Consider the following 22,693-nt stretch of genomic DNA (forward strand, 5'->3'; position numbering starts at 1 on the left):
GGACCCTCGCACGCCGTCTGAGTTCCAGGAGGAGCTGACCGACATGACCACGACCCCGTCGACCCCGTCGACCGCGACGACCTCGTCGCGCCGCGTCGTCGTCACCGGGCTGGGCGCCACGACACCGCTCGGCGGCGACGTCCGCTCCAGCTGGGAGGCCGCTCTCGCCGGCCGCTCGGGGGCGCGTCCCATCACCGACGACTGGATCAACCAGTTCGAGCTGCCCGTGACGTTCGCCGCCACGGCCGCCGTGCGCGCCGACAGCGTGCTGGAGCGTCGCGAGATCAAGCGCCTCGACCCCTCCCAGCAGTTCGCGGTCATCGCCGCCCGCGAGGCGTGGGCCGACGCCGGCTCCCCCGAGGTCGACCCGCTGCGCCTGGGCTCCGTCGTGGCGACCGGGATCGGCGGCATCTGGACCCTCCTGACGGCCTACGACACCCTCAAGGAGAAGGGCGCGCGCCGCGTCCTGCCCCTCACCGTCCCGATGCTCATGGCCAACGGCCCGACGGCCGCCATCAGCATCGAGTTCACCGCCCGTGCCGGCGCGCACACCCCCGTCAGCGCGTGCGCCTCCGGCGCCGAGGCCATCGCCTACGGCGCGGAGATGATCCGCTCCGGCCGCGCCGACATCGTCCTGTGCGGCGGCACCGAGGCGGCCATCCACCCGCTGCCGATCGCCTCCTTCACGTCGATGCACGCCATGTCCAAGCGCAACGAGGACCCCGAGCGCGCCTCGCGGCCGTTCGACACCGCCCGCGACGGCTTCGTCCTCGGTGAAGGCGCGGGCATCCTCGTGCTGGAGTCCGAGGAGCACGCGCGGGCCCGTGGCGCCCGCGTCTACGCCGACGTCCTGGGCACCGGGCTGTCGGCCGACGCCTACCACGTGGCGGCCCCCGAGCCCGAGGGTGCGGGCGTCAGCCGCGCGATCCTCGACGGGCTCAGGGAGGCCGGGGTCAGCGCCTCCGACGTCGTCCACGTCAACGCGCACGCGACGTCGACCCCGGTCGGCGACGTGGCCGAGGACAAGGGTCTGCGCCTCGCCCTCGGCGACGCCGTGGACGGCATCGCGGTGTCCGCGACGAAGTCCATGACGGGTCACCTGCTGGGCGCGGCCGGGGCCGTGGAGAGCATCTTCACGATCCTGGCGCTGCGCGACCGGATGGCCCCGCCGACGATCAACGTCGACGACCTCGACCCCGAGGTGACGCTGGACGTCGTCCGCAAGGACCCGCGGCCGCTGCCGGCCACGGGCACGCTCATCGGGCTGAACAACGCGTTCGGCTTCGGCGGCCACAACGTCAGCGCGGTGTTCGCCTCCCGCTGACCGGAGGCGCTCCGGGGAGGCTCGCCGCTCGCGGCGGGCCTTCCGTCGTTCGCGGGTCCCGGCGCTCAGCCGACCTGGTGCAGCCAGCGGACGGGGGTGTCGTCCCCGGCGTGGCGGAACGCCTCGAGCTCGCAGTCCCAGGCCTCGCCCACGGCGAGCGCGAGGGCGCGACGAGCCCCCGCGGCGTCACCAGAGCTCAGCAGGTCCATGGCGGCGTGCACGCGGTCCTCGGGCACCTGCACGTTGCCGTGCACGTCCGTGGCGGCGTGGAAGATGCCCAGCGCAGGGGTGTGGCTCCAGCGGCCGCCGTCGCAGCCCTGGGACGGCTCCTCGGTGACCTCGAAGCGCAGGTGGGCCCAGCCGCGCAGCGCGGAGGCCAGGAGCGCCCCGGTCCCCTGCGGTGCCTGCCAGGAGTACTCGGCCCGCAGGCAGCCGGGAGCGATCGGCTGGCCCGTCCAGTCGAAGGACGCGCGCACGCCGAGGACACCGCCGGCTGCCCACTCGATGTGCGGGACGAGCGCTCGCGGTGCGGAGTGCACGAAGAGCACGCCGCGGGTCGTCGCACCGGACATGCCTGTCTCCTTCTGCGTCGGTGTGAGGAACGTCTTCCCCTACGACCTCACGTCACGCAGAACAACTGGCTGTGATGCTTCGACTACACGTCGTGGTACTCCGTACGCCGCCATCATGCCCCACGGATCACGCCCGACACCACCGCTGTCCACACTTCCTCCACGCTCAAGTCCCCCGACCGGACGCCGATGGAGGAGGCAGAGGACCGACCGCAGTCGACGAAGGGACCCCGCGTGGACGACCAGCTCACCCAGCCCGCGACGCGTTCGGCGGCGGGCGAGATCTCCGAGGTCATCCGGCCGGCGGCGATCGTCCCCGAGGACGCCGCCCGGTCCGTCCTCGTCGAGCTGGCGCTGCGCGACGTGCAGAACGGCGGCGTGTGGCAGGCGGGCCCGTCGCTGTGGAGCCGCTACGACCGCCCCTGGCACGGCCCGGACAACGCCGCGGGAGCCGAGCTCATCGGCCGCATCCACGTCGCGTACGGGACCCCCACCAAGTACGAGATCACCGTCTACCGCGTCACGGTGACGCTCTTCGGCAGCCAGCTCGGCTGGAGCGTGGAGTCGCTGTGCGACGAGGCCCTCGGTCACGGCGGCCTGCGCCTGCAGGACTGTCCGCGGGCGACCATGTCGACACCGCCGCCGCCCTTCCGGGGCTGAGCGGAGCCCTCCGACGGGTGGCACCATCTCCTGGTGCCCGATCCCGTCCCACCCCGCCGGCACCACCGACCCGCCCTGCCCGGTGACGAGGCGATCGTCAGCCTCGCCGGGGGCGTCGACCCCTCCGCCGTCCAGGAGGCCGCGCACGCCGCGGCCAGCGCCCTCGTGCACGGCGCCCGCAGCGCCCAGGACGCGGAGGTGACCCGTCGCGTCGTCCGGCTGGCCCAGGACGAGGGGCTGGAGGTCATCGCCGACCTGTGGGCCGACGCCCCCGCCGACTCCCTCGCCGGGGCGCTGTGGCGGCTCTACGTGCTGCGCACGTGGGTGCACCGCCAGCCGGTGGCCGTGTCCCGGCAGTTCGCCGAGGGCCGCCGGCACGCGCCCGTCCTCGAGGTCGTCGCGGGTGTCGCGGACCCGCCCGGTCCGCAGGAGGTCGCGACCGTCGTCGACCAGGTGCTGCGCGGCGTCGCCGAGGGCGACTTCGCCGTGACGCTCGAACGCGCCGCCGCCTTCTGCCGCATCCTCGCCATCGGTCGCGCCCACCACGCCGACGCGGGCTGGACGGGCGCGCAGGACGACGCCGACGACGACGCGGGGGCGACCCTGACCCGTTCCGCCGCACGGCTCGTGCGCACCGCCGAGCAGCTCGAGCACGTCGCCGTCCGCTGGCGGGCCGGCGACCTCGGCTGACCCAGGGGCTGCGCCCGGGCCGGACGGCTCGTTACAATGGCAGTGCGTCGGACCGCGGTAGCCCCGGGTCCCAAATTGAAGCCGCTACGAGCGGCCGTGCGCCGTGAGGCGCTTCCCGGTCCGGCGCACCTTCAGCTGAACAGCCCCTCGCCCCAGGCGCCGCCCTGCCGGACGCCGGGCGGGCAGGCGAAGATCCCCGAGCCCGTGTGCTTGAGGTACTCCGTGAGCGCGTCGTGCGCCCCGAGCCGGCGCTGCACCGGGACGAACTGCTGGTGCGGGTCGTTGCCGAACACGATGAAGAAGAGGCCGGCGTCGAGCTGACCCGTCGCGAGGTCGAGACCGTCGGTGTAGGAGTAGCCGCGCCGCAGCATCTTCACCCCGCCGTTCGTCTCCGGCGCCGCGAGACGGACGTGGGCGGCGACGTCGATGGCCGGCTTGCCGTGGACGGTCTTGGTGAGGTCGAGGGTGTCGAACTCCTTGGTCCCGGACAGCGGGGCACCGGACTCCTTGGCCCGTCCGATGACCCGCTCCTGCTCCCCGAGCGAGGCGCGGTCCCAGGACTCGATGAGCATGCGGATGCGGCGCGCGACGAGGTAGGTCCCCCCGCGCATCCAGTCCTGGTCCGCCGCCGGTGCGCCCTCGCCCCCGACCCAGACGTGCCGGTCGAGGTCGGCCGTGTCCTCGGCGCGCAGGTTGGCCGTGCCGTCCTTGAACCCCATGAGGTTGCGCGGGGTGGACTGGGACGTCGACGTCGTCGAGGTCCGCCCGAACCCGAGCTGCATCCACCGGACCCGGACCGTCCCGCGCCCGATGCGGACGAGGTTGCGGACGGCGTGGAAGGCCACCTGCGGATCGTCGGCGCAGGCCTGCAGGCACAGGTCACCGCCGACCTTCGTGGGGTCGAGCTGCTCCCCCGGCAGGGCCGGCAGCTCCTCGAGGGCGGCCGGCCGGCGGTCGGCCAGGCCGAAGCGACCGTCGAACAGCGACGGCCCGTACCCGAGGGTCACGGTGAGGTTCGCGGCGGGCAGCTCGTGCGCCTCCCCCGTGTCCTGCGGCGGCTCGTCGAGCGCGCCGCCGAGACCGCCGGGGCCGCCGACGGGGACACCCGTCGCCATCGTCGCGGCCGCGGCGCTCCAGCGCCGCAGGACGTCGGCGAGGTCGCCGGCCCGCGTCGTCGTGACGTCGAGGGCGGCGAAGACGAGGGAGTCCTGCGCCGGCGTGGTGATCCCGGCCTGCCGGTCCCCGTGGAAGGCGACGGTGCGGGCGGGCGTGGGCGAGCCGGCGGCGGGCCGCGAGGCGACGGCGCTGACGCCGGCCCCGATCCCGGCGGCACCGACGACCGCGGCGCCCGTGAGGACGCCCCGGCGGCTGGGACGGACGGTGCTCATCGGCGGGACCTCACTGGTTGGCAGCGCCGACGACCTTGCCGGACACCTGCGAGAGCGGTTCGGCGAGGGCGTCGACGGCGGTGGCGAGGTCCTTGACCTGGTCCGGCGTCAGCTCGGTGTACAGGGCGTAGCCGGAGCCGCGCTGGTAGGGCTTCAGCGCCGTGGCGACGTCGTCGAAGCGGCCCTGGATGGTCGTCACGAGGCCGGCGTCGGTGACCTGCAGGGCCGGGGTGAGCAGGTCGAAGGCCTTGCGCGAGCCCTCGACGTTGGCCGCGAAGTCGAGCAGGTCGAGGTGGGAGTAGGCCTCCTCCTCACCGGTGACCTTGGACTTGGCCACCTCGTCGAGCAGGCCGGAGGCGCCGTTGGCGAGGTCGGCGGGCTGGTACGTCGTCGTCTGCACGAGGGTGTTCAGCTGCCCGACGTCGGCCACGAGCTGCTGGGCCACCGGAGCCATGCCCTCGGTGCTCCCCTTCTCCCACAGCGACTGCTCGATGCGGTGGAACCCGGTCCAGCTCGCCGGGTCGGCCACGTCGGCGATGCGGGCGTCGATCTTCGGGTCGAGGTCGCCGAAGCTCTCCGCGACCGGCTCGATCCGCTCGTAGGGCGCGCGTGCCGGGCCGTAGAGCTCCTTGGCCTTGGCGACGTCACCGGACTCGACCGCCGCCGCGAAGGCGCCCGTCGCCGTGACGAGGTCGGCGACCTGCTGCTTGACGTAGTCCTGGTACCCGGTCGTGGCGGAGGCGAACAACGGGTCCTCGGTGCTGCTCGGCGCGGCGCCGGTGACCGTGAACTTCGACGTGTCCGTCGTGGCGTTGGGGCACTGGACCGTGTACTCACCGGCGTCGAGCTTGAGCGAGAACTTCCCCGTCAGCCCCGGGGTCAGGTTCTCCCGCTCCCCCAGGATGCGACCCCCGGCGTTCACGAGCTCGGCCTCGGTGACCGCACTGGCGCCGGAGTTCACGACCTCGAACGAGGCGGGGCCGGCCGGCACGGAGTTCGGTTCGGCGGTGCAGCCGTCGTCGGTGAGGGTGATCTTGACGGCCCCGTTCGCGGCGCCGCCGCCGGAGGCGGACTCGTCGGCGGCGCCGGAGCCGCCGCCGCACGCGACGAGGAGGAGCAGGGGGGCGGCGGCGAGCGCGAGGAGGGGACGGGACGACCGGATCACGGAGGACCTCTCGGGAGGAGCGGGAGCGGGGGTCAGGCGGCGACGCGCTGCGGGGCGGCGCTGCGCCTGCGCGGCCGCAGGACGACGACGAGCATGGGGACGAGGTAGACGAACCAACCGAGGAGCTCGGCCTGCGTGGGCCGGGGCTGCCAGCCGAGGACACCGGTGAGCAGTGCCGAGCGGACGGTGCCGGGGGCGACGACGGCGGTGAGGTCGAGGACCTTCTCCTGGCCCGCGAGCAGCCAGCCGGCCTCGTAGGCGGTGTGTGCCGCCGACATGACGAGCCCCGCCGCGACGAGGACCAGCACGACGCCCGTCGCGCGGAAGAGCCGACCGAGGTCGATCCGGACGCCACCGCGGTAGATCAGGTACCCCAGGACGACGGCCAGCGCGATGCCGAGGGAGGCCCCGAAGGCGCCCTCGGCGCTGCTGCCGGAGGCCTGGAACGTGGCGAGCAGGAAGACCGACGTCTCCAGACCCTCGCGCAGGACGGCGAGGAAGGCCATGGCCACGAGCGCCCACGACGAGCCGCGGGCCAGGGCCGAGGAGGCGGAGGACTCCAGGTCCGCGCGCATCGTCCGCGCGTTGCGGGTGGTCCACACGATCATCCAGGTCACCATCGCGACGGCCACGAGGGCCAGGACGGTCTCGAGCTGCTCCTGCTCGCGCTGGGGCAGGGACTGCGTGGCCGCCTGCAGCGCGAACGCGACACCGACGCAGAGGACGGCGGCGGCGACGACGCCGACCCAGACCGAGCGCAGGGCCCGGCGCTCACCGCGCTGGACGAGGAAGGCCGAGACGATGCCGACGATCAGCGACGCCTCGAGGCCCTCCCGCAGTCCGATGACGAACGTCGCGAGCACGGCGCGCTCCTCCTCCACCTGGGGTCGACGACCCACCGGGTGAGGTGAGCCTCGCCGAAGATAGCGCTGCCTCACCTGGCCTGGACGCTCCGGGCCCCCGGGTGTGGCTCACTTCACATCACGACCCGGAACTCGGCACCGAGCCCCACGTTGAGACCTTCCTGTGCACGACCCTGGTGGTCAGGCGGTGGCCCCGGGAGGCAGGATCGTCCCCATGTCGCTCGACGCCGTGCAGTCCCCCTCGTCCGCGCGCGCCCCGGAGCAGGAGCCGATCGCCCTGCCCGACGCGGCCGACGTCGAGGCCGCCGCTGCGCGCCTGGCGAAGGTCGTCACGCGCACACCGCTGGCGACGAACAGCCGGTGGTCCGCGGAGCTCGACGCCCACGTGCGCGTCAAGCGCGAGGACCTGCAGGCCGTCCGGTCCTACAAGCTGCGGGGCGCCTACAACCTCGTCGCCCAGCTCGACGCCGAGCAGCGGGCCCACGGCGTCGTCACCGCGAGCGCCGGCAACCACGCCCAGGGCCTGGCCTACGCCTGCGCGGCGCTGCGGGTGCGCGGGCGCATCTACGTGCCCCGCACGACCCCCCGCCAGAAGCGGGACCGGATCGCCGCGCTCGGCCAGGAGTTCGTCGAGACGATCGTCCTGGGTGACACCTACGACGACGCCGCGGCGGCCGCCGCGCAGGACGCCGTGCGCACGGGCGCCACGATGGTCCCCGCCTTCGACGACGCCCGGACCGTCGCCGGCCAGGGCACCGTCGCGGTCGAGGTCGTCGAGCAGCTGGCCGCCCTGGGGGAGGACCCGCCGGACGTCCTCGTCGTCCCCGTCGGCGGTGGAGGGCTGCTCGCGGGCGTCCTGACGTGGGTCCGCGAACGGCACCCGCAGGTGCGCGTCGTGGGCGTCGAACCGGAGGGGGCCGCGTCCATGGCCGCCGCCCTGGCGGCCGGCGCCCCGGTGCGCCTGGACGAGCTCGACACCTTCGTCGACGGGGCCTCGGTCCGCCGCGTCGGCGACGTCACGCACGCGGTCCTCGCGCAGCACCCGGTGGAACTCGTCGCCGTGCCCGAGGGTGCGATCTGCGTGGAGATGCTCGCGATGTACCAGACGGACGGGATCATCGCCGAACCCGCCGGGGCCCTCGCGACGGCGGCGCTCGCCGGGTACGTCCGCATCGAGCCCGGCCAGAAGGTCGTCGCCGTCGTCTCCGGCGGGAACAACGACATCTCCCGGTACGCCGAGATCATCGAGCGCGCGCTCGTGCACGAGGGCCGCAAGCACTACTTCCTCGTCGAGTTCCCGCAGGAACCGGGGGCGTTGCGGCGCTTCCTCGACGAGGTGCTCGGGCCGGACGACGACATCACGCTGTTCGAGTACGTCAAGCGCAGCAACCGCGAGTTCGGTCCCGCCCTCGTCGGCATCGAGATCCCCTCCAAGGACGAGCTGCCCGGTCTGCTCGCGCGGATGGACGCGGCTCCTCCGACCTTCGACAAGATCACCGCGGACGACCCGCTGTACCGCTACCTGCTCTGAGCCGGAAGCCCCGGTGGCGTCCCGGCGTTGGACAGGTCGTGGTGGTCGAACTGTGGACGTCGGCGTTCTGCGCGCCGTGCCGGAGCGCACGACGCGTCGTGCAGCGGGCGGCCGACCTCGTCCCGGCGTTGCGAGCGGTCGAGGTCGACGTCGCTGCCGACGTCGAACGCGCTGCGGCCGAAGGGATCTCGGGAACCCCGACGGTGGTGCTGCGGGACGCGGACGGACGCGAGGTGTTCCGCGCCGCGGGGGTTCCCACCCTGCCGCAACTGCTGGCGGCGGTCGCCGGTGCGCTCCCCCGGTCGGCCGTCACCTGAACAGCGGCTCGACCACCGCGGGCCGCGCACCGACCTCTTGAGGACACCCAACGATCCTCAGGAGCCCGTCGCGATGCCCGCACGTCCCGCCCCCGCCCCGGTCCGTCCTGCGTCCGCGTCGACGCCTCCCGCCGCCGTCCGGCCGGCGGGTCGTTCGTCGCGCGGGCGACTGCTCGCGGTGCTGCGGGCGAAGCCGGCGGCCTGAGACGTTCCACGGCACCGTCCCCCGGAAGTGGGGCGGGCGTTCGTCTCCGGTTCCCGGTGCCCGCGCCGATGTGAGGCGCGTGGAAACCGTGCGCGTGCCGACGACGGCCGACGTGACGTCCGCTGCCCGCCGAGCGCGGCAGGTCGTGACGTACCTGGAGGAGATGTGGGGCGACGAACTGCCACCGTCCCCCGACCCGGTGCACACCGTCATGACCGACGCCGTCCACAGCGACGACGACCACGGCCGCGGCGAGGGCCTCGTCGTGCAGGGCGACGACTTCACCCTCGACGCGTTGGCGTCGCTGCTGCGGTCGCACGGTTCCGTGCAGGAGCGGCTGCTGGCCCTCCCGCCGCGACTGGCGCAGCGGCTCGTCGGGCGGATCGTCGACACGAGCGTCGAGCCGGACTTGCCGGCGCAGGTGGGGCGGGTGGGGCTCGAACCCACGACCGAGGAATTATGAGTTCCCTGCTCTGACCGACTGAGCTACCGCCCCGCGCGGCCCACGAGCCGCCCGGCGAGGATATCCGAGGCGGAACGTCCGAGCCGGTGGCACCGGAACGCCGAGAGGGCGCACCGGGAACCGGTACGCCCTCTCAAGGAAGCTCCCGCAGTTGGACTCGAACCAACAACCTGCCGGTTAACAGCCGGCTGCTCTGCCAATTGAGCTATGCGGGACCACTCCACGTCAGTGCGGTCAACCCGCCGTGACGACTCTCCAACCGTACCAGCCCCTCAGACGTCCTCGTGCACGCGCGCGACGGGACGCTACGACCCGCCCTGCGCCCGTTCCTGCCAGGTCCGGCGGGCCTGCTCGAGGCGGAACAGCTCGGCTGAAGCGGCCAGGTACTCCTCCGACTGGCCGGTCGGGTCGAGCCGCATGAGCGTCCGGCGGGCGTCGGCCACGGCCCGCGTCGCGGCCTGCCCGGCGAGGGCCGCCACGAGCGAGCGCCCCCAGCGTTCGAGCTCCTCCTCGCTGGAGACGGGCAGGTCGACGGCTGCGAGCTCGTCGACGAGCGCGGCGACGGGCCCGTCGGCGTAGTCGAGCACCCGTGTCAGCCACGCCGGACCCTGCGGCGCCTCAGCCGGTCCCCCGGCGGCGACGACGGCGTCGTGCACGGCGCGGTGGCCCGGCGCCCCGAAGGCGTCCGCCTCGAGGGCGTCGAAGACCTCCGCCACCGACCAGGGCGCCTGCAGCGCGCACGACAGCACGCGCCTCTCCAGCTGCGCGACGGGGTCGCTGAGGTCCACCGTCGACCGCGGGGGCGCGGGCGGCGGGGACGACGGACGCCCCCCCGGGCCGGGACCGCCGGAGTGGCGCCGTACCCGGTCGAGGACGAACCGCTCGTCGAGGAACCCCGTCCAGCGGTCGAGGTTGATGGCGTAGCGCTGCTGGAGCCCTCGGTCCCGGATCGCCGCGATGATCGGGGCGGCGGCGTCGAGGGCGGCGAGGCGGCCGCTCTCGGAGTCCAGGTCGTACCGCTCGATCGTCGAGCGGATGGCGAACTCGAACAGGGGCACCCGCCCCTCCACGAGCTGGCGCACCGCCTCGTCGCCGGCGGACAACCGCAGGTCGCACGGGTCCTGCCCGCCCGGCGCGACGGCCACGTAGGTCTGCGCGCTGAAGCGCTGGTCCAGCTCGTACGCCTTCATCGCGGCCTTCTGCCCGGCGGCGTCGCCGTCGAAGGTGAAGACGACCTCGGCGTCCCCGTCGGCCCCGCCGAGCATCCGCTGCACGATGCGGGCGTGCTCCTCCCCGAACGCCGTCCCGCACGTCGCGACGGCCGTGCCGACGCCGGCGAGGTGGCAGGCCATGACGTCCGTGTAGCCCTCGACGACGACGATCCGCTTGGTGCGCGAGATCTCCCGCTTGGCCAGGTCCAGCCCGTAGAGGGCCTGGGACTTCTTGTAGACCGGCGTCTCGGGTGAGTTGAGGTACTTCGCCTCGATCCGGTCGTCGTCGAACAGACGACGGGCGCCGAAGGCCACGGTGTGCCCGCTGACGTCGCGGATCGGCCACACCAACCGGCCGCGGAACCGGTCGTAGAGGCCGCGCTGGCTCTGCCCCGCGAGTCCGGACGTGACGAGGTCGTCCTCGCCGAACCCCTTGGCGCGCAACTGGCGCAGCAGCGCGTCCCCCGTGTTCGGGGCGAACCCCACGCCGAACCGGGCGGCGTCCTCGCGGCTGAAACCCCGGGCGGCGAGGAAGGCCCGCGCGGTCTCCGCGGGGCCGGGCGCCTCGAGCTGGCGGCCGTAGAACTCCTCGGCGACCTCGTGCATCTGCAGCAGTCGCTGGCGCTGCCCGGCGTTGCCCGCGGGGCGCTGGGCGGCGCGCCCGCCGTCGTCGACGTAGCGCAGCTGGATCCCGGCCCGCTGGGCCAGGCGCTCGACGGCGTCGGCGAAGGCGAGGCCGTCGATCTTCATGACGAACTCGATGGCGTCGCCGGACTCCCCGCAGCCGAAGCAGCGCCAGCGGCCCGTCGCGGGGCGCACCGTGAAGCTCGGGGTGCGCTCGTCGTGGAAGGGGCACAGGCCCTTGAAGGAGCCGACACCGCCGGAGCGCAGGGTCACCTGCTCCCCCACGACCTCGTCGAGGCGGACACGCTCCTTGACGGCCACGAGGTCGTCTGGATGGATGCGCCCTGCCACGGGTCGAGTCTAGGCGCCGGTACCGACACGACCCGCGGGCGGCGGGTGGCAGGATCGCCCCGTGAGCAGCGAGCAGACCAGCGGTGACGACCGCACCTGGGGCTTCCGCACCCGCGCCGTGCACGCGGGCGCCGTCCCGGAGCCCACCACCGGGGCCCGCGCCGTCCCGATCTTCCAGACGACGAGCTTCGTCTTCGAGGACGCCGCCGACGCCGCGAACCTCTTCGCGCTGCAGAAGTACGGCAACATCTACTCGCGCATCTCCAACCCCACGGTCGCCGCGTTCGAGGAACGCATCGCCTCCCTCGAGGGCGGGCTCGGTGCCCTGGCCTGCGCGAGCGGGCAGTCCGCGGAGTTCCTCACGTTCGCCGCGCTCGCAGGGGCGGGCGACCACGTCGTGGCCTCCAACAACCTCTACGGCGGAACCGTCACCCAGCTCGACGTGACGATGCGCCGCTTCGGCGTCGACACCGTGTTCGTCGACCCGACCCCGGACGCGGTCCGCGCCGCGATCACGGACGAGACCCGGTTCGTCTTCACCGAGCTCGTCGCGAACCCCTCCACGGTCGTCGCCGACATCCGGGCCCTGGCCGACGTGGCCCACGCGGCGGGCATCCCCCTCATCGTCGACGCCACCACCGCGACGCCGTACCTGTGCCGACCGATCGAGCACGGAGCCGACATCGTCATCCACTCCGCCACGAAGTTCCTCGGCGGCCACGGCACCACGCTCGGCGGGGTGGTCGTCGACGCCGGCACGTTCCCGTGGGACAACGGCAAGTTCCCGGCCATGACCGAACCGGTCGCCTCCTACGGCGGCCTGTCCTGGTGGGGGAACTTCGCCGAGTACGGGTTCCTCACGAAGCTGCGCAGCGAGCAGCTGCGCGACATCGGCGCGACCCTGTCCCCGCACTCGGCGTTCCTGCTCCTCATGGGCGTGGAGACGCTGCCGCAGCGCATGCGCGAGCACGTCGCCAACGCCCAGCGCATCGCGACGTGGCTCGAGGCCGACGAACGGGTGTCCTGGGTGCGGTACTCGGGCCTGCCCTCGCACTCCCACCACGACCTCGCCCAGCGGTACCTGCCCGAAGGACCGGGCGCGGTGTTCTCGTTCGGCGTCGTCGGCGGACGCGCTGCGGGAGAACGGTTCATCGACAGCGTGCAGCTGTGCTCGCACCTGGCGAACATCGGCGACGCGCGCACCCTCGTCCTGCACCCCGCCTCGACGACGCACCAGCAGTTGTCCGCCGACCAGCTCCAGGCCGCCGGAGTGCCCGCGGACCTCATCCGCATCAGCGTGGGCCTCGAGGACGTCGAGGACGTCCTGTGGGACCTCGACCAGGCCCTCGCCGCGGCCGTGAAGGGGAACTCGTGAGCGACCCGCAGACCACGTCGGGCAGCCCCTCCGACGTCGGCACCGTCGCGGCCCCGGAGAACCTGCAGGAACAGCCCGCGGCGACGGGGTCGAAGGACGCCCCCGCCACGACCTGGAAGGCCCCCACGGCGGGTGAACGGCTGCGCATCCTGCGCCGCACGAAGACCGTCGCGGTCCTCGGAGCGTCGAACAAGCCGTCCCGCGCGTCCTACTTCGTGCAGACGTACCTGCTGGCCGACTCCGACTTCGAGCTCTGGTTCGTCAACCCGAACGAGACGGAGGTCCTCGGCCGTCCGGCGTACCCCTCGCTCGCGGAACTGCCCGGGGTGCCGGACCTGGTGGACGTGTTCCGCCGGCCCAGCGAACTCGACGCGGTCCTCGACGACGTCATCGCGGTCGGCTCCCCCGTGATGTGGATGCAGCTCGGGCTCGCCGACGAGGCCGTCGCCCGCCGGGGCGCCGAGCACGGCGTCACCGTCGTCATGAACCGCTGCCTGAAGATCGAGCACGCCCGGTTCCACGGTGGGCTGCACCTGGCCGGGTTCGACACCGGGGTGATCTCCGCGCGGCGCCGCAGCCGGTGACGTCCCGGTCTCCACAGGCCCCCGCCGTCCACCACCGGACGGCGGCCGCGGCCGGGAGCACCGGGCCGCGCCTAGCGTCCGGGGAATGACCAGACGACTCCCCTGGGTGGCCCTCGGCGCCGGCGGCGTCATCGCCGTGCAGTCCGCCGCCGGGCTCGGCCTCGTCGCCCACGCCTTCTCGACCGACGGCGACGACCGCGAGACGACCACGAACCCACCCGTGGCGCGGGAGCTGGACTCCCCGCCGCCCTGGCCCGTCGGCACCTGCCTGCGCGAGGAACGACGTGCCCCGTGCGCCGACGGGCACGACGCGGAGGTCGTGGCCATCACCGACCCCGGCGGCGTGCCCACGGAGGACGTGCGGCGCTGGACGGCCGACGCCGCGTGCGCCCGGACCGTGACCACCCTCGCCGCCGACCTGCGGCCGGCGCTGTTCACCTACGCCTCGCTGTACCCCTCCGAGGAGGTGTCCCGGCAGGACGACCGCGTCACGTGCCTCCTGGTCGCACCCCGTCGCAGCCCGCTGGTGGGCTCGCTGACGACCGGCGACCTGCGTCCGCCGACACCGCCCCTACCGTTCGAGTGACACGCCACGGGGTCCGGTGAGCCGACGGTGCCAGGCCAGGGCCGAGACGTCGGTGAGCGAGGCGACCTGGTCCACGACGACGCGCAACCGGGCGGCGTCGTCGACGGCGTGGGCGTGGTCCTCGCGGAACGGCGGTTCCAGGAGTTCGGGGCCGCCCGCGACGAGCGCCTCGAGCAGTTCGTGCAGGAGTTCGCGCTGGCGCGCGTAGAACGGCTGCCGTTCCTGCGCACTCATGACGAAGGTCGCCGCGACCCCCTTGAGGACGGCGACCTCCAGGGCCGTCTCCTCCGGGACGACGACGTCGGCCGCGTACCGCGTGAGCCGGCCGTCGCCGTGCCGCTCGCGCGTGGCGCGTTCGGCGGCCCCCGCGAAGCGCCCGATGAGCTGGGAGGTCATGTCCTTGAGCGCGGCCAGGTGCCGGCGGCCGCCGAACACCTCGCCGGGCCGTTCGGCGGCCCAGAACCCGGAGGAGGAGAGTCGTTGCAGCGCAGCACCCACCGCGTCGTCGGTCGCGTCGGGCACGTACCAGGCGCGCACCTGCTCGGCCACGCGGGCGCGGATCTCGGCCTGCTCGAGCCAGTCGAGGCGGACGTGACCGGCGACCACCGCGTCCTCGACGTCGTGCACCGAGTAGGCCACGTCGTCGGCGAAGTCCATGACCTGCGCCTCGACGCACGGCCGGTTCTCCGGCGCTGCCCCGCGCAACCAGGTGAACACCTCGGCGTCGTCGGTGTAGGCCCCGAACTTCGACGTGACCCGGGGAGCCTTGCCGTGCAGCCACGGGTACTTCGTCGAGGCGTCGAGGCTGGCCCGGGTGAGGTTCAGCCCCACCGGGGAGCCGTCCACGGCGACGGACTTGGGTTCCAGACGCGTGAGGATGCGCAGGGTCTGGGCGTTGCCCTCGAATCCGCCGATGCCCACCGCGGCCTCGGCCAGCGCGCGTTCGCCGTTGTGCCCGAAGGGCGGGTGCCCGAGGTCGTGCGCGAGGCACGCGGTGTCGACGACGTCCGGGTCGCACCCCAGCGCGGCGCCGAGCTCCCGGCCGACCTGGGCGACCTCGAGGGAGTGCGTCAGCCGGTTGCGGACGAAGTCGTCGGTCCCGGGGCCGACGACCTGCGTCTTGGCCGCCAGCCGGCGCAGCGCCGAGGAGTGCAGGACGCGGGCACGGTCGCGCATGAAAGCGCTGCGGCCGTGGGTCTTCGGAGGTTCGGTGGCCCACCGTTCGAGGTCCGCGGGACCGTAGCCCGTCATCCGCCGGACACCGAGAGCTCGGCCGCGCGGATCATCTCGGCGGCGGCGCCGGTGAGTTCCTGGGAGTCCAGCCACCCCTCGGGCAGCGCGACCCGCGCCTGCGGGGACCCGGCCCGTCCGCGCGAACCCTCCGCCGCGGCGCCGGGGTACGGCTGGTCCAGGTCGAGGTCGGCGATGAGCTCGTCGAGGGCCTCGAGCGTGTCGACGAGGCCCAGCCTGGCCCGCATGTCGCCGCCGACGGCGTACCCCTTGAAGTACCAGGAGATGTGCTTGCGGATGTCGCGGCAGCCGCGCAGCTCGTCCTCGTGGAACGCGACGAGCAGTTCGGCGTGCCGGCGCAGGACGGCCGTCACCTGGCGCAGACCGGGGCGGACCCGGTCCGGGCGTCCCGCGAACCCCGCCTCGAGGTCGGCGAACAGCCAGGGCCGGCCCAGGCAGCCGCGGCCGACGACGACACCGTCGACCCCGGTGCGCTGCACCATGTCGAGGGCGTCCTCGGCGCTCCACACGTCACCGTTGCCGAGGACCGGGATCGACGTCACGGTCTCGCGCAGGCGCGCGATGGCGTCCCAGTCGGCGTGGCCGGAGTAGTGCTGGGAGGCCGTGCGTCCGTGCAGGGCGACGGCCGCGACGCCCTCCTGCTCGGCGGTGCGACCGGCCTGCAGGTAGGTGAGGTGGTCGTCGTCGATGCCCTTGCGCATCTTCACCGTGACGGGGATGCCGCCCTTGGCGGCCTCGGTCACCGCGCCGCGCACGATCTGCCGGAAGAGGTCCGCCTTCCACGGCAGGGCGGACCCACCGCCCTTGCGCGTCACCTTCGGCACGGGGCAGCCGAAGTTCAGGTCGACGTGGTCGGCGAGGTCCTCGGCCACGACCATCTCGACGGCCTTGGACACCGTGACGGGGTCGACGCCGTACAGCTGCAGGCTGCGCGGGCGCTCGTCGGGGGTGAAGGAGATGAGCTTCATCGTCTCCGGCGTCCGCTCCACGAGCGCGCGGGAGGTGATCATCTCGCTGACGTAGAACCCCTCCCCCTGCTCACGGCAGAGCTGGCGGTAGGCGGCGTTGGTGATGCCGGCCATCGGCGCCAGGACGACCGGGGTCGCCGAGACGAGGGGGCCGATCCTCAGCGGCCGGACGGCGGTCGACGTGGGTGCACTCACGCACCCATTGTGACCCCCCGGGCGGACCCGTCCGTCGGAGTGGCGTCAGAGCCAGCCGTTCGACTCCGCGAGCCGGACGGCCTCGGCGCGGGTGCGGGCGCCCGTCTTGCCGATCGCGGCGGACAGGTGGTTGCGCACCGTGCCCTCGGACAGGTGCAGGGCGGCGGCGAGGTCCGCGACCGTGCAGCCGTCGCGGGCGGCGCGCAGCACCTGCGTCTCGCGCTCGGTGAGCGGGGTCAGACCGGCGGCGAGGGACTCGGCCGCGAGCGCCGGGTCCACGACGCGCAGACCGGAGGCGACGCGGCGGACGACGTCGGCGAGCTCCCGGGCCGGGGTGTCCTTGACGACGAAGCCCGCCGCGCCGGCCTCCATGGCCCGGCGCAGGTACCCGGGGCGGCCGAACGTCGTGACGACGAGCACGCGGGTGGCGGGGACCGCGCGGCGGACGGCGGCCGTGGCGGCGATGCCGTCCAGGCCCGGCATCTCGATGTCCATGAGGACGACGTCGGGGCGCAGCGTCCGGCACGCTTCGACGACCTCGTCGCCGCGCGAGACCTCGCCGACGACCTCCAGGTCGCCCTCGAGCGAGAGCAGGGCGGCGAGGGCGCCCCGCACGAGGGCCTGGTCGTCGGCGAGCAGGAGCCGGATCACACCCGCACCGCCAGCTCGAACCCGCCGTGCTCGGACCGCCCGACGGTCACGGCCCCGCCGACGGCCTGCGCGCGGACCGCCAGCCCGGCCAGGCCGTTCCCCCGTTCCCCCGCCGGCCGCGGCCCGGTCCCGTCGTCGGCGACGACGACACCGCCCGGCTCGACGCGGACCCAGCAGGTGCGGGCCCCGGAGTGCCGGACGACGTTCGTGACGCCCTCGCGCACGACCCAGCCGAACAGCTCCTGGAGTTCGGGGTCGACCTCGTCGACCGTTCCCGGCAGTTGCGCGGTGATGCCGGCGGCGGCGAGGGCCTGCCGGGCACCGGCGAGCTCGGTGCCGAGCGAGACGTCGCGGAACCCCTCGAGCGCGGCGCGGACGTCGCTGAGCGCGGTGCGGGCCAGGCGTTCGACGTCGGCCACCTCGGCGCGGGCCCGGGCCGGGTCGGTGTCGAGCAGGCGCCCGGCGAGCTCGGCCTTGAGCGTGATGACGGTGAGGGAGTGCCCGAGCAGGTCGTGCAGGTCGCGGGAGAAGCGGCCGCGCTCCTCGGCGACCGCCAGCCGGGCCAGGTCCTGCCGCGCGACGGCGAGCTGGTGGCCGCGGGCGACGAGCCGGGTGGTCCCGAGGGTGGCGGCCGTGGCGAAGAACGCGCCGATCGCGGTGCCCTCGAGCCCGTCCCACCCGGGCACGACGCGGCCGAGCGCCGCCACCAGCACGATGAGGGAGACGGCGACGGCGGCGGCCTGCCGGAACGGCAGGGCGAAGGCGGCGTACGCGCAGAGGAAGAAGACGCTGTTGAACCCGCTCGTCCCGGCCCCCGGCACCATGAGGGCGGTGAGGACCGACAACGCCACCAGGCCCAGGACGGCCTCGCGGGGGGCGACCTCGAGCCGGCCCGCGACCCGCATCCGGCCCCAGCCGCGGGACAGCAGCAGGAAGTAGGTCACCCCGAAGGCGAGCGTGGCGAGGATGGACAGCGTCCCGAGGCGGCGGTCGGGGTTGCCCCAGGCGTCCTCGACGGTCTGGACGAGGATGAGCAGCCAGACGCCCGCGAACAGGTACCCCGAACCGCGCATGCGGGGCACCGCCAACGGGGCCAGCGGTTCGCGCGGCGGCACGGGAGCACCCTCCCACGCCGCCGCGCCCGACCCGTCCCGCACCTCGTCCTGCTGCGAGGTGCTCACACCCGGCCGGTGTCCCGGCGGAACAGCAGGGCCGCCCCCGCGCCGAAGACCGCGGTCCACACGACGAGGTTGGCGATCGCCCCGACGAAGGACCCGTCGTGCGACAGCTGCCAGTGCGCCAGCACCCCGACCCCGTAGGCGGGGGTGAACGAGGCGACCGTCTGCAGGGTGTGGCCGAAGATGCTCAGCGGCACGAACAACCCGCCGAGCAGGGCGAGCAGCGCGAGCACCGGACCCATGACCTGCATGGCGTTCTCGGACGGCACGAGGTAGCCGATCGCCAGCCCGAGGGCGGCGAAGACGAGCGAGCCGATCCACGCGACGAGCCCGCCCACGACCCACGCCGAGGCGCGCATCCGGGCGCCCGTCGCGGCGCCGATGACGAGTTCCACGGCGACGGGGATGACGGCGATGCTCGCGGCGGCGATGACCTTGCTGGCGACGTAGGTGGCCGGCCGCATCGGGGTCAGCCGCAGCTGCCGGCTCCACCCGCTCGCGCGTTCCACCGCGACCGACGCCCCGACGCTCGTCGCGGCGACCATGGCGCCGTAGACGGCGAAGCTCAGCATCACGTACGCCTTGGCGTCCGCCCCGGGCTGGGAGGCGCCGAAGGAGAAGTAGAAGACGACGGGCATGACGAGCGTGAAGACCAGCGTCCGCCGGTTGCGCAGCACGCGGCGGATGTCGAGCTGCACGTAGAGCGGGTTGACCAGGCCCCGCGGGACCTCCGCAGCCGGCGCGGGAGTGACGGTGAGCGTGCTCATCGGGAGACCTCCGAGGTGGTGGCGCTGGTGAGGGAGACGAAGGCGTCCTCGAGCCCGCGGGCCGTGATCTCGAGGTCGGTGGCCGGCGTGCGGGTCAGCAGGAACCGCGCGACGGCGTCGGAGTCGTTGGCGTGCACGACGACCTGGTCGCCGTTGAGTTCGAGGTCGTCGACACCGGGCAGGCCGTCCAGGTCGGCCAGGTGCGCCCCCGGCCACGTCGCGCGCACGAGCCGTCCGGAGGACAGGGCCTTGATCTGCGACGGCGTGCCGTCGGCGACGACCTTGCCGTGGGCCACGAGGACGATGCGGTCGGCGTAGGTGTCCGCCTCCTCCAGGTAGTGGGTGGCGAACACGACGGTCCGTCCGCGGCGGGCGTCGTCGCGGATGGCGCCCCAGAACGCCCGGCGGCCCTCGACGTCCATGCCGGTCGTCGGCTCGTCGAGCACGAGCAGGCGCGGGTCGGGCAGCAGGGCCATGGCGAAGCGGAGCCGCTGCTGCTCCCCGCCGGAGCACTTGCCGACGCGCCGGTCGGCGATGGCGGTGATGCCGGCGCGGTCGAGGACGACGTCGACGGGCTGCGTGCGGGCGAAGAGGGAGGCGGTCATCTGGACGGTCTCGCGGACGGTGAGGTCCTTGAGGAGCCCGCCGCTCTGCATGACGGCCGAGACCCAGCCGTGGGCGACGGCGTCGCGCGGACTGGTGCCGTAGACGCTCACCGAGCCCGACGTGGGCTGGGACAGACCGAGGACGACGTCGATGGTCGACGTCTTCCCGGCGCCGTTGGGACCGAGGAAGGCGACGACCTCCCCCGGGCGCACGACGAGGTCGAGGCCGTCGACGGCACTGACCTGACCGAAGCGCTTGTGGAGGGACTCGATGGCGATCGCGGGCGGCGCCACCGTGGGGACGGCGCCCGGGTCGGTCGTGGTGGCCGGCGCTGCCGGCGTGCTCATCTCCATGCCGACCACCCTGCCGACGGCCGCACCACCGCACCCCGGCCCCGCGTCACCCCCGGGCCGTGACGGATGTCATGCCCGGTGCTGCGGCGTCCCGTCCGGGCGGCGCAGGACGGCGAAGACGGCGAGCCCGGCCAGCAGCCCCCAGAACGCGCTGCCGATGCCGGCGAAGGTGAGCCCCGAGGCGACGACGGCGAACGTGGCCCCCGCCGTCACCCGGTGCGCGGTGTCGGCCAGGGCCGAGACGAGCCCTCCGACGAAGGAGTCCAGGAGGGCCAGACCGGCGACGGCCTCGACGAGCACGGGGTCGGTGGTGCCGACCAGGCCCGCGATGGGGGCGGCGAGCAGCCCGAGGACGAGGTAGCCCGTCCCCCCGGCGACGGCCGCGATCCAGCGCCGCCCGGGGTCCCGGTCGGCGCCCGGCCCGGCGATGATGCCGGCCGCGAGCGCCGACAGGTTGACGCTGTGCCCGCCGAAGAGGGCCGCCACGCCGCTGCCCAGACCCGCACCCACGAGCACCCGCCCCGTCGGCACGTCCCGGTAGCCGAGCTGCTCGAGGATCGTGAACCCGGGGATGTTCTGCCCGGCCATCGTCACGACGTACAGGGGCACGCCGAGGGAGACCAGGAGGTACGCGTCGAACTGCGGCAGGACGGGTGCCAGCGTGGGGACCCAGTGCAGCGCAGTGCCCGTCGGCAGGTCGGCGACGGTCGCGGCGAGCGCGACGACCATCGCCCCGGGCACGGCCAGCGCCGGGCGCCACCGCCGCAGCACGAGCCACACGGCGACGACGAGCAGCGCCACGACCGGTGTGCGGCGCACCGCCGTCACGGGCGCCAGGCACAGCGGGAACAGGACACCGGCCAGCAACGCGCCGGCGACGGGCGTCGGGACGCGGCGCACCCAGCGGGCCAGGGCGGGCCAGGCGCCGGTGACGACGACGAGCAGCGCGCACAGCAGGAAGGCGCCGACGGCCGCGCCGAGCGAACCGGTCCTGCCCTGGGCCGCCACGAGGAGTGCGGCGCCCGGGGTGGACCAGACGAACGACAGCGGCAACCGGGTGCGCCACGACAGCAGCCCCGCCAGGACGAACTGCGCCAGGCACAGCGCCAGGAGCCCCGACGCCGCCTGCGCCGGGCTCGCCCCGACGGCCGCGAGACCGGCGAGGACGAGCACGAACGAGGAGGCGAACCCCGTGACGGCGGCGACCGCCCCGGCCGCCAGCGGCTGGCGGAGCGGCCCGGGCCGGGTCTGCGCCACCGGGGCGTCAGGCGCCGAGGAGGCGGGCCCCCAGCCAGTCGGCCACCTGACCGAGGCCGACGCGCTCCTGCGCCATGGTGTCGCGCTCGCGGATGGTCACGGCCTGGTCCTCGAGGGTGTCGAAGTCCACCGTGATGCAGTACGGCGTGCCGACCTCGTCGTGGCGGCGGTAGCGGCGGCCGATGGCGCCGGCGTCGTCGAACTCGACGTTCCAGTACTTCCGCAGCTCCGCCGCGAGGTCCTTCGCCTTGGGCGAGAGCTGCTCGTTGCGCGAGAGCGGGAACACGGCGGCCTTGACCGGGGCGAGGCGGTGGTCCAGGCGCAGCACGGTGCGCTTGTCGACGCCACCCTTGGTGTTGGGGGCCTCGTCCTCGGTGTAGGCGTCGACGAGGAACGCCATGAGCGAACGGGTCAGGCCCGCTGCCGGTTCGATGACGTAGGGCACCCAGCGCTCGCCCTTGGTCTGGTCGAAGTACGACAGGTCGACGCCGGACTCCTTGCCGTGCGTCGTCAGGTCGTAGTCGGTGCGGTTGGCGATGCCCTCCAGCTCACCCCACTCCGACCCCTGGAACCCGAAGCGGTACTCGATGTCCACGGTCCGCTTGGAGTAGTGCGACAGCTTCTCGGCGGGGTGCTCGAAGAACCGCAGGTTCCCGGCGTCGATGCCCAGGCCCGTGTACCAGGACATGCGCTCGTCGAGCCAGTACTGGTGCCACTCCTCGTCCGTGCCGGGTTCGACGAAGAACTCCATCTCCATCTGCTCGAACTCGCGCGTGCGGAAGATGAAGTTCCCCGGCGTGATCTCGTTGCGGAAGCTCTTGCCGATCTGGCCGATGCCGAACGGCGGCTTCTTGCGCGCCGAGCCCATGACGTTGGCGAAGTTCACGAAGATGCCCTGGGCCGTCTCGGGCCGCAGGTAGTGCAGGCCCTCCTCGTTGTCGACGGCGCCGAGGTAGGTCTTCATGAGGCCCGAGAAGTCACGGGGTTCGGTCCACTGCCCGCGCACCCCGGTGTCGGGGTCGGGGACGTCGGCGAGGCCGTTCTCCGGCGGGTGGCCGTGCTTGGCCTCGTACGCCTCGAGGAGGTGGTCGGCGCGGTAGCGCTTGTGGGTCTGCAGGGACTCCACGAGCGGGTCGGTGAAGACGGCGACGTGACCCGACGCCTCCCACACGCGGCGCGGGAGGATGACCGAGGAGTCCAGGCCCACGACGTCCTCGCGGGTCGTGACCATCCGGCGCCACCACTGGCGCTTGATGTTCTCCTTCAGCTCCACGCCGAGGGGTCCGTAGTCCCAGGCCGAGCGGGTACCGCCGTAGATCTCCCCCGACGGGAACACGAAGCCCCGCCGCTTGGCGAGGTTGATGACGGCGTCGAGGCGGGATGCGGCCACGCTGGGTCTCCTGTCCGGCTGGGTGTCGGCGGCGCCCGCGCCACCGGCGCGGACCCTGTGAGGTTACGCGGTGAGCGAGCGCCCACGGCGACGGGTCGCGACCGTTCGGCCCGGACGGCCCAGCCGCCGTAGGCTGACCTGACCCGCCCGGGGGCTCCGGGCCGATCC

General features: G+C 73.9%; 21 protein-coding genes and 2 tRNA genes. 8 read left to right on the top strand and 15 right to left on the bottom strand.

Annotation, left to right across the window (positions count from 1 at the left end; all coding sequences use genetic code 11):
• Positions 1-43: 43 nt before the first annotated feature.
• Complete coding sequence (locus AB0637_RS10745; RefSeq protein WP_366172060.1) at positions 44-1,324, top strand: beta-ketoacyl-[acyl-carrier-protein] synthase family protein; 1,281 nt, start codon at positions 44-46, stop codon at positions 1,322-1,324.
• Positions 1,325-1,389: 65 nt separating this feature from the next.
• On the opposite strand, the gene AB0637_RS10750 is transcribed toward AB0637_RS10745, so the two are convergent.
• On the bottom strand, positions 1,390-1,896 hold the full coding sequence (locus AB0637_RS10750) for a DUF3145 domain-containing protein (protein ID WP_366172062.1): 507 nt from the start codon (positions 1,894-1,896) through the stop codon (positions 1,390-1,392).
• Between the two features lie 234 nt (positions 1,897-2,130).
• On the opposite strand from AB0637_RS10750, the gene AB0637_RS10755 reads away from it, so the two are divergent.
• The gene (locus AB0637_RS10755; RefSeq protein WP_366172064.1) at positions 2,131-2,556 is read left to right on the top strand and encodes a hypothetical protein; all 426 of its coding nucleotides are present in this window, start codon (positions 2,131-2,133) and stop codon (positions 2,554-2,556) included.
• Positions 2,557-2,589: 33 nt separating this feature from the next.
• A complete protein-coding gene (locus AB0637_RS10760; protein WP_366172066.1) occupies positions 2,590-3,246 on the top strand; it encodes a hypothetical protein in 657 nt (218 codons plus the stop codon).
• Between the two features lie 131 nt (positions 3,247-3,377).
• On the opposite strand, the gene efeB is transcribed toward AB0637_RS10760, so the two are convergent.
• Genes efeB through efeU form a run of 3 tightly spaced genes read right to left on the bottom strand, consistent with a single transcriptional unit; the run spans position 3,378 to position 6,698 of the window.
• A complete protein-coding gene (efeB, locus tag AB0637_RS10765; RefSeq protein WP_366172068.1) occupies positions 3,378-4,634 on the bottom strand; it encodes an iron uptake transporter deferrochelatase/peroxidase subunit in 1,257 nt (418 codons plus the stop codon).
• A gap of 10 nt (positions 4,635-4,644) precedes the next feature.
• A complete protein-coding gene (gene efeO / locus AB0637_RS10770; protein WP_366172070.1) occupies positions 4,645-5,799 on the bottom strand; it encodes an iron uptake system protein EfeO in 1,155 nt (384 codons plus the stop codon).
• 32 nt (positions 5,800-5,831) lie between these two features.
• Entirely contained in the window at positions 5,832-6,698 is an 867-nt protein-coding gene (gene efeU / locus AB0637_RS10775) for an iron uptake transporter permease EfeU (protein WP_366172072.1), read from the bottom strand.
• A gap of 178 nt (positions 6,699-6,876) precedes the next feature.
• On the opposite strand from efeU, the gene ilvA reads away from it, so the two are divergent.
• Complete coding sequence (gene ilvA, locus AB0637_RS10780) at positions 6,877-8,193, top strand: threonine ammonia-lyase IlvA (RefSeq protein ID WP_366172074.1); 1,317 nt, start codon at positions 6,877-6,879, stop codon at positions 8,191-8,193.
• Between the two features lie 38 nt (positions 8,194-8,231).
• A complete protein-coding gene (locus AB0637_RS10785) occupies positions 8,232-8,510 on the top strand; it encodes a thioredoxin family protein (RefSeq protein WP_366172076.1) in 279 nt (92 codons plus the stop codon).
• Between the two features lie 627 nt (positions 8,511-9,137).
• Here the strand turns inward: AB0637_RS10785 and AB0637_RS10790 are convergent.
• The 3 genes from AB0637_RS10790 to dnaG form a co-directional block, all read right to left on the bottom strand.
• Positions 9,138-9,211: transfer RNA gene (locus AB0637_RS10790), tRNA-Ile, on the bottom strand.
• Positions 9,212-9,320: 109 nt separating this feature from the next.
• Positions 9,321-9,393 (bottom strand) — tRNA-Asn (locus AB0637_RS10795).
• Between the two features lie 90 nt (positions 9,394-9,483).
• Positions 9,484-11,364, bottom strand: a complete 1,881-nt coding sequence (gene dnaG, locus AB0637_RS10800) for a DNA primase (RefSeq protein WP_366172078.1) — start codon at positions 11,362-11,364, stop codon at positions 9,484-9,486.
• A 61-nt stretch (positions 11,365-11,425) separates the two neighbouring features.
• On the opposite strand from dnaG, the gene AB0637_RS10805 reads away from it, so the two are divergent.
• The 3 genes from AB0637_RS10805 (at position 11,426) to AB0637_RS10815 (ending at position 13,909) form a co-directional block, all read left to right on the top strand.
• The gene (locus tag AB0637_RS10805) at positions 11,426-12,739 is read left to right on the top strand and encodes an O-acetylhomoserine aminocarboxypropyltransferase/cysteine synthase family protein (protein ID WP_366172080.1); all 1,314 of its coding nucleotides are present in this window, start codon (positions 11,426-11,428) and stop codon (positions 12,737-12,739) included.
• Positions 12,740-12,801: 62 nt separating this feature from the next.
• The gene (locus AB0637_RS10810; protein WP_366172169.1) at positions 12,802-13,323 is read left to right on the top strand and encodes a CoA-binding protein; all 522 of its coding nucleotides are present in this window, start codon (positions 12,802-12,804) and stop codon (positions 13,321-13,323) included.
• Positions 13,324-13,408: 85 nt separating this feature from the next.
• Positions 13,409-13,909, top strand: a complete 501-nt coding sequence (locus AB0637_RS10815) for a hypothetical protein (RefSeq protein ID WP_366172082.1) — start codon at positions 13,409-13,411, stop codon at positions 13,907-13,909.
• Here AB0637_RS10815 and AB0637_RS10820 read toward each other — a convergent pair.
• The 8 genes from AB0637_RS10820 to AB0637_RS10855 form a co-directional block, all read right to left on the bottom strand.
• Positions 13,895-15,160, bottom strand: a complete 1,266-nt coding sequence (locus AB0637_RS10820; protein WP_366172084.1) for a deoxyguanosinetriphosphate triphosphohydrolase — start codon at positions 15,158-15,160, stop codon at positions 13,895-13,897. The genes AB0637_RS10815 and AB0637_RS10820 overlap by 15 nt on opposite strands.
• Positions 15,157-16,323, bottom strand: a complete 1,167-nt coding sequence (gene dusB / locus AB0637_RS10825; protein ID WP_366172086.1) for a tRNA dihydrouridine synthase DusB — start codon at positions 16,321-16,323, stop codon at positions 15,157-15,159. The genes AB0637_RS10820 and dusB overlap by 4 nt, the downstream gene beginning before the upstream one ends.
• A 45-nt stretch (positions 16,324-16,368) precedes the next feature.
• Entirely contained in the window at positions 16,369-16,974 is a 606-nt protein-coding gene (locus AB0637_RS10830) for a response regulator transcription factor (RefSeq protein ID WP_366172088.1), read from the bottom strand.
• Positions 16,971-18,155 carry a histidine kinase gene (locus AB0637_RS10835; RefSeq protein WP_366172089.1) on the bottom strand — a complete coding sequence of 395 codons (1,185 nt, stop codon included), beginning with the start codon at positions 18,153-18,155 and terminating at the stop codon, positions 16,971-16,973. The genes AB0637_RS10830 and AB0637_RS10835 overlap by 4 nt, the downstream gene beginning before the upstream one ends.
• Complete coding sequence (locus tag AB0637_RS10840) at positions 18,152-18,919, bottom strand: ABC transporter permease (RefSeq protein WP_366172091.1); 768 nt, start codon at positions 18,917-18,919, stop codon at positions 18,152-18,154. The genes AB0637_RS10835 and AB0637_RS10840 overlap by 4 nt, the downstream gene beginning before the upstream one ends.
• Complete coding sequence (locus tag AB0637_RS10845) at positions 18,916-19,878, bottom strand: ABC transporter ATP-binding protein (RefSeq protein ID WP_366172093.1); 963 nt, start codon at positions 19,876-19,878, stop codon at positions 18,916-18,918. The genes AB0637_RS10840 and AB0637_RS10845 overlap by 4 nt, the downstream gene beginning before the upstream one ends.
• Before the next feature lie 69 nt (positions 19,879-19,947).
• Positions 19,948-21,135, bottom strand: a complete 1,188-nt coding sequence (locus AB0637_RS10850) for a benzoate/H(+) symporter BenE family transporter (RefSeq protein WP_366172095.1) — start codon at positions 21,133-21,135, stop codon at positions 19,948-19,950.
• A 7-nt stretch (positions 21,136-21,142) separates the two neighbouring features.
• A complete protein-coding gene (locus AB0637_RS10855; RefSeq protein ID WP_366172097.1) occupies positions 21,143-22,525 on the bottom strand; it encodes a glycine--tRNA ligase in 1,383 nt (460 codons plus the stop codon).
• Positions 22,526-22,693 lie beyond the last annotated feature (168 nt).

It is taken from the genome of Kineococcus sp. NPDC059986, from assembly GCF_040702905.1.
Lineage (GTDB): Bacteria > Actinomycetota > Actinomycetes > Actinomycetales > Kineococcaceae > Kineococcus.

Coding starts and splice junctions, on each gene's coding strand:
- AB0637_RS10745 (WP_366172060.1), top strand. CDS start 44: ATGACCACGACCCCGTCGACCCCGTCGACCGCGACGACCTCGTCGCGC.
- AB0637_RS10750 (WP_366172062.1), bottom strand. CDS start 1,896: ATGTCCGGTGCGACGACCCGCGGCGTGCTCTTCGTGCACTCCGCACCG.
- efeB (WP_366172068.1), bottom strand. CDS start 4,634: ATGAGCACCGTCCGTCCCAGCCGCCGGGGCGTCCTCACGGGCGCCGCG.
- ilvA (WP_366172074.1), top strand. CDS start 6,877: ATGTCGCTCGACGCCGTGCAGTCCCCCTCGTCCGCGCGCGCCCCGGAG.
- AB0637_RS10815 (WP_366172082.1), top strand. CDS start 13,409: ATGACCAGACGACTCCCCTGGGTGGCCCTCGGCGCCGGCGGCGTCATC.
- AB0637_RS10820 (WP_366172084.1), bottom strand. CDS start 15,160: ATGACGGGCTACGGTCCCGCGGACCTCGAACGGTGGGCCACCGAACCT.
- AB0637_RS10840 (WP_366172091.1), bottom strand. CDS start 18,919: ATGAGCACGCTCACCGTCACTCCCGCGCCGGCTGCGGAGGTCCCGCGG.
- AB0637_RS10845 (WP_366172093.1), bottom strand. CDS start 19,878: ATGGAGATGAGCACGCCGGCAGCGCCGGCCACCACGACCGACCCGGGC.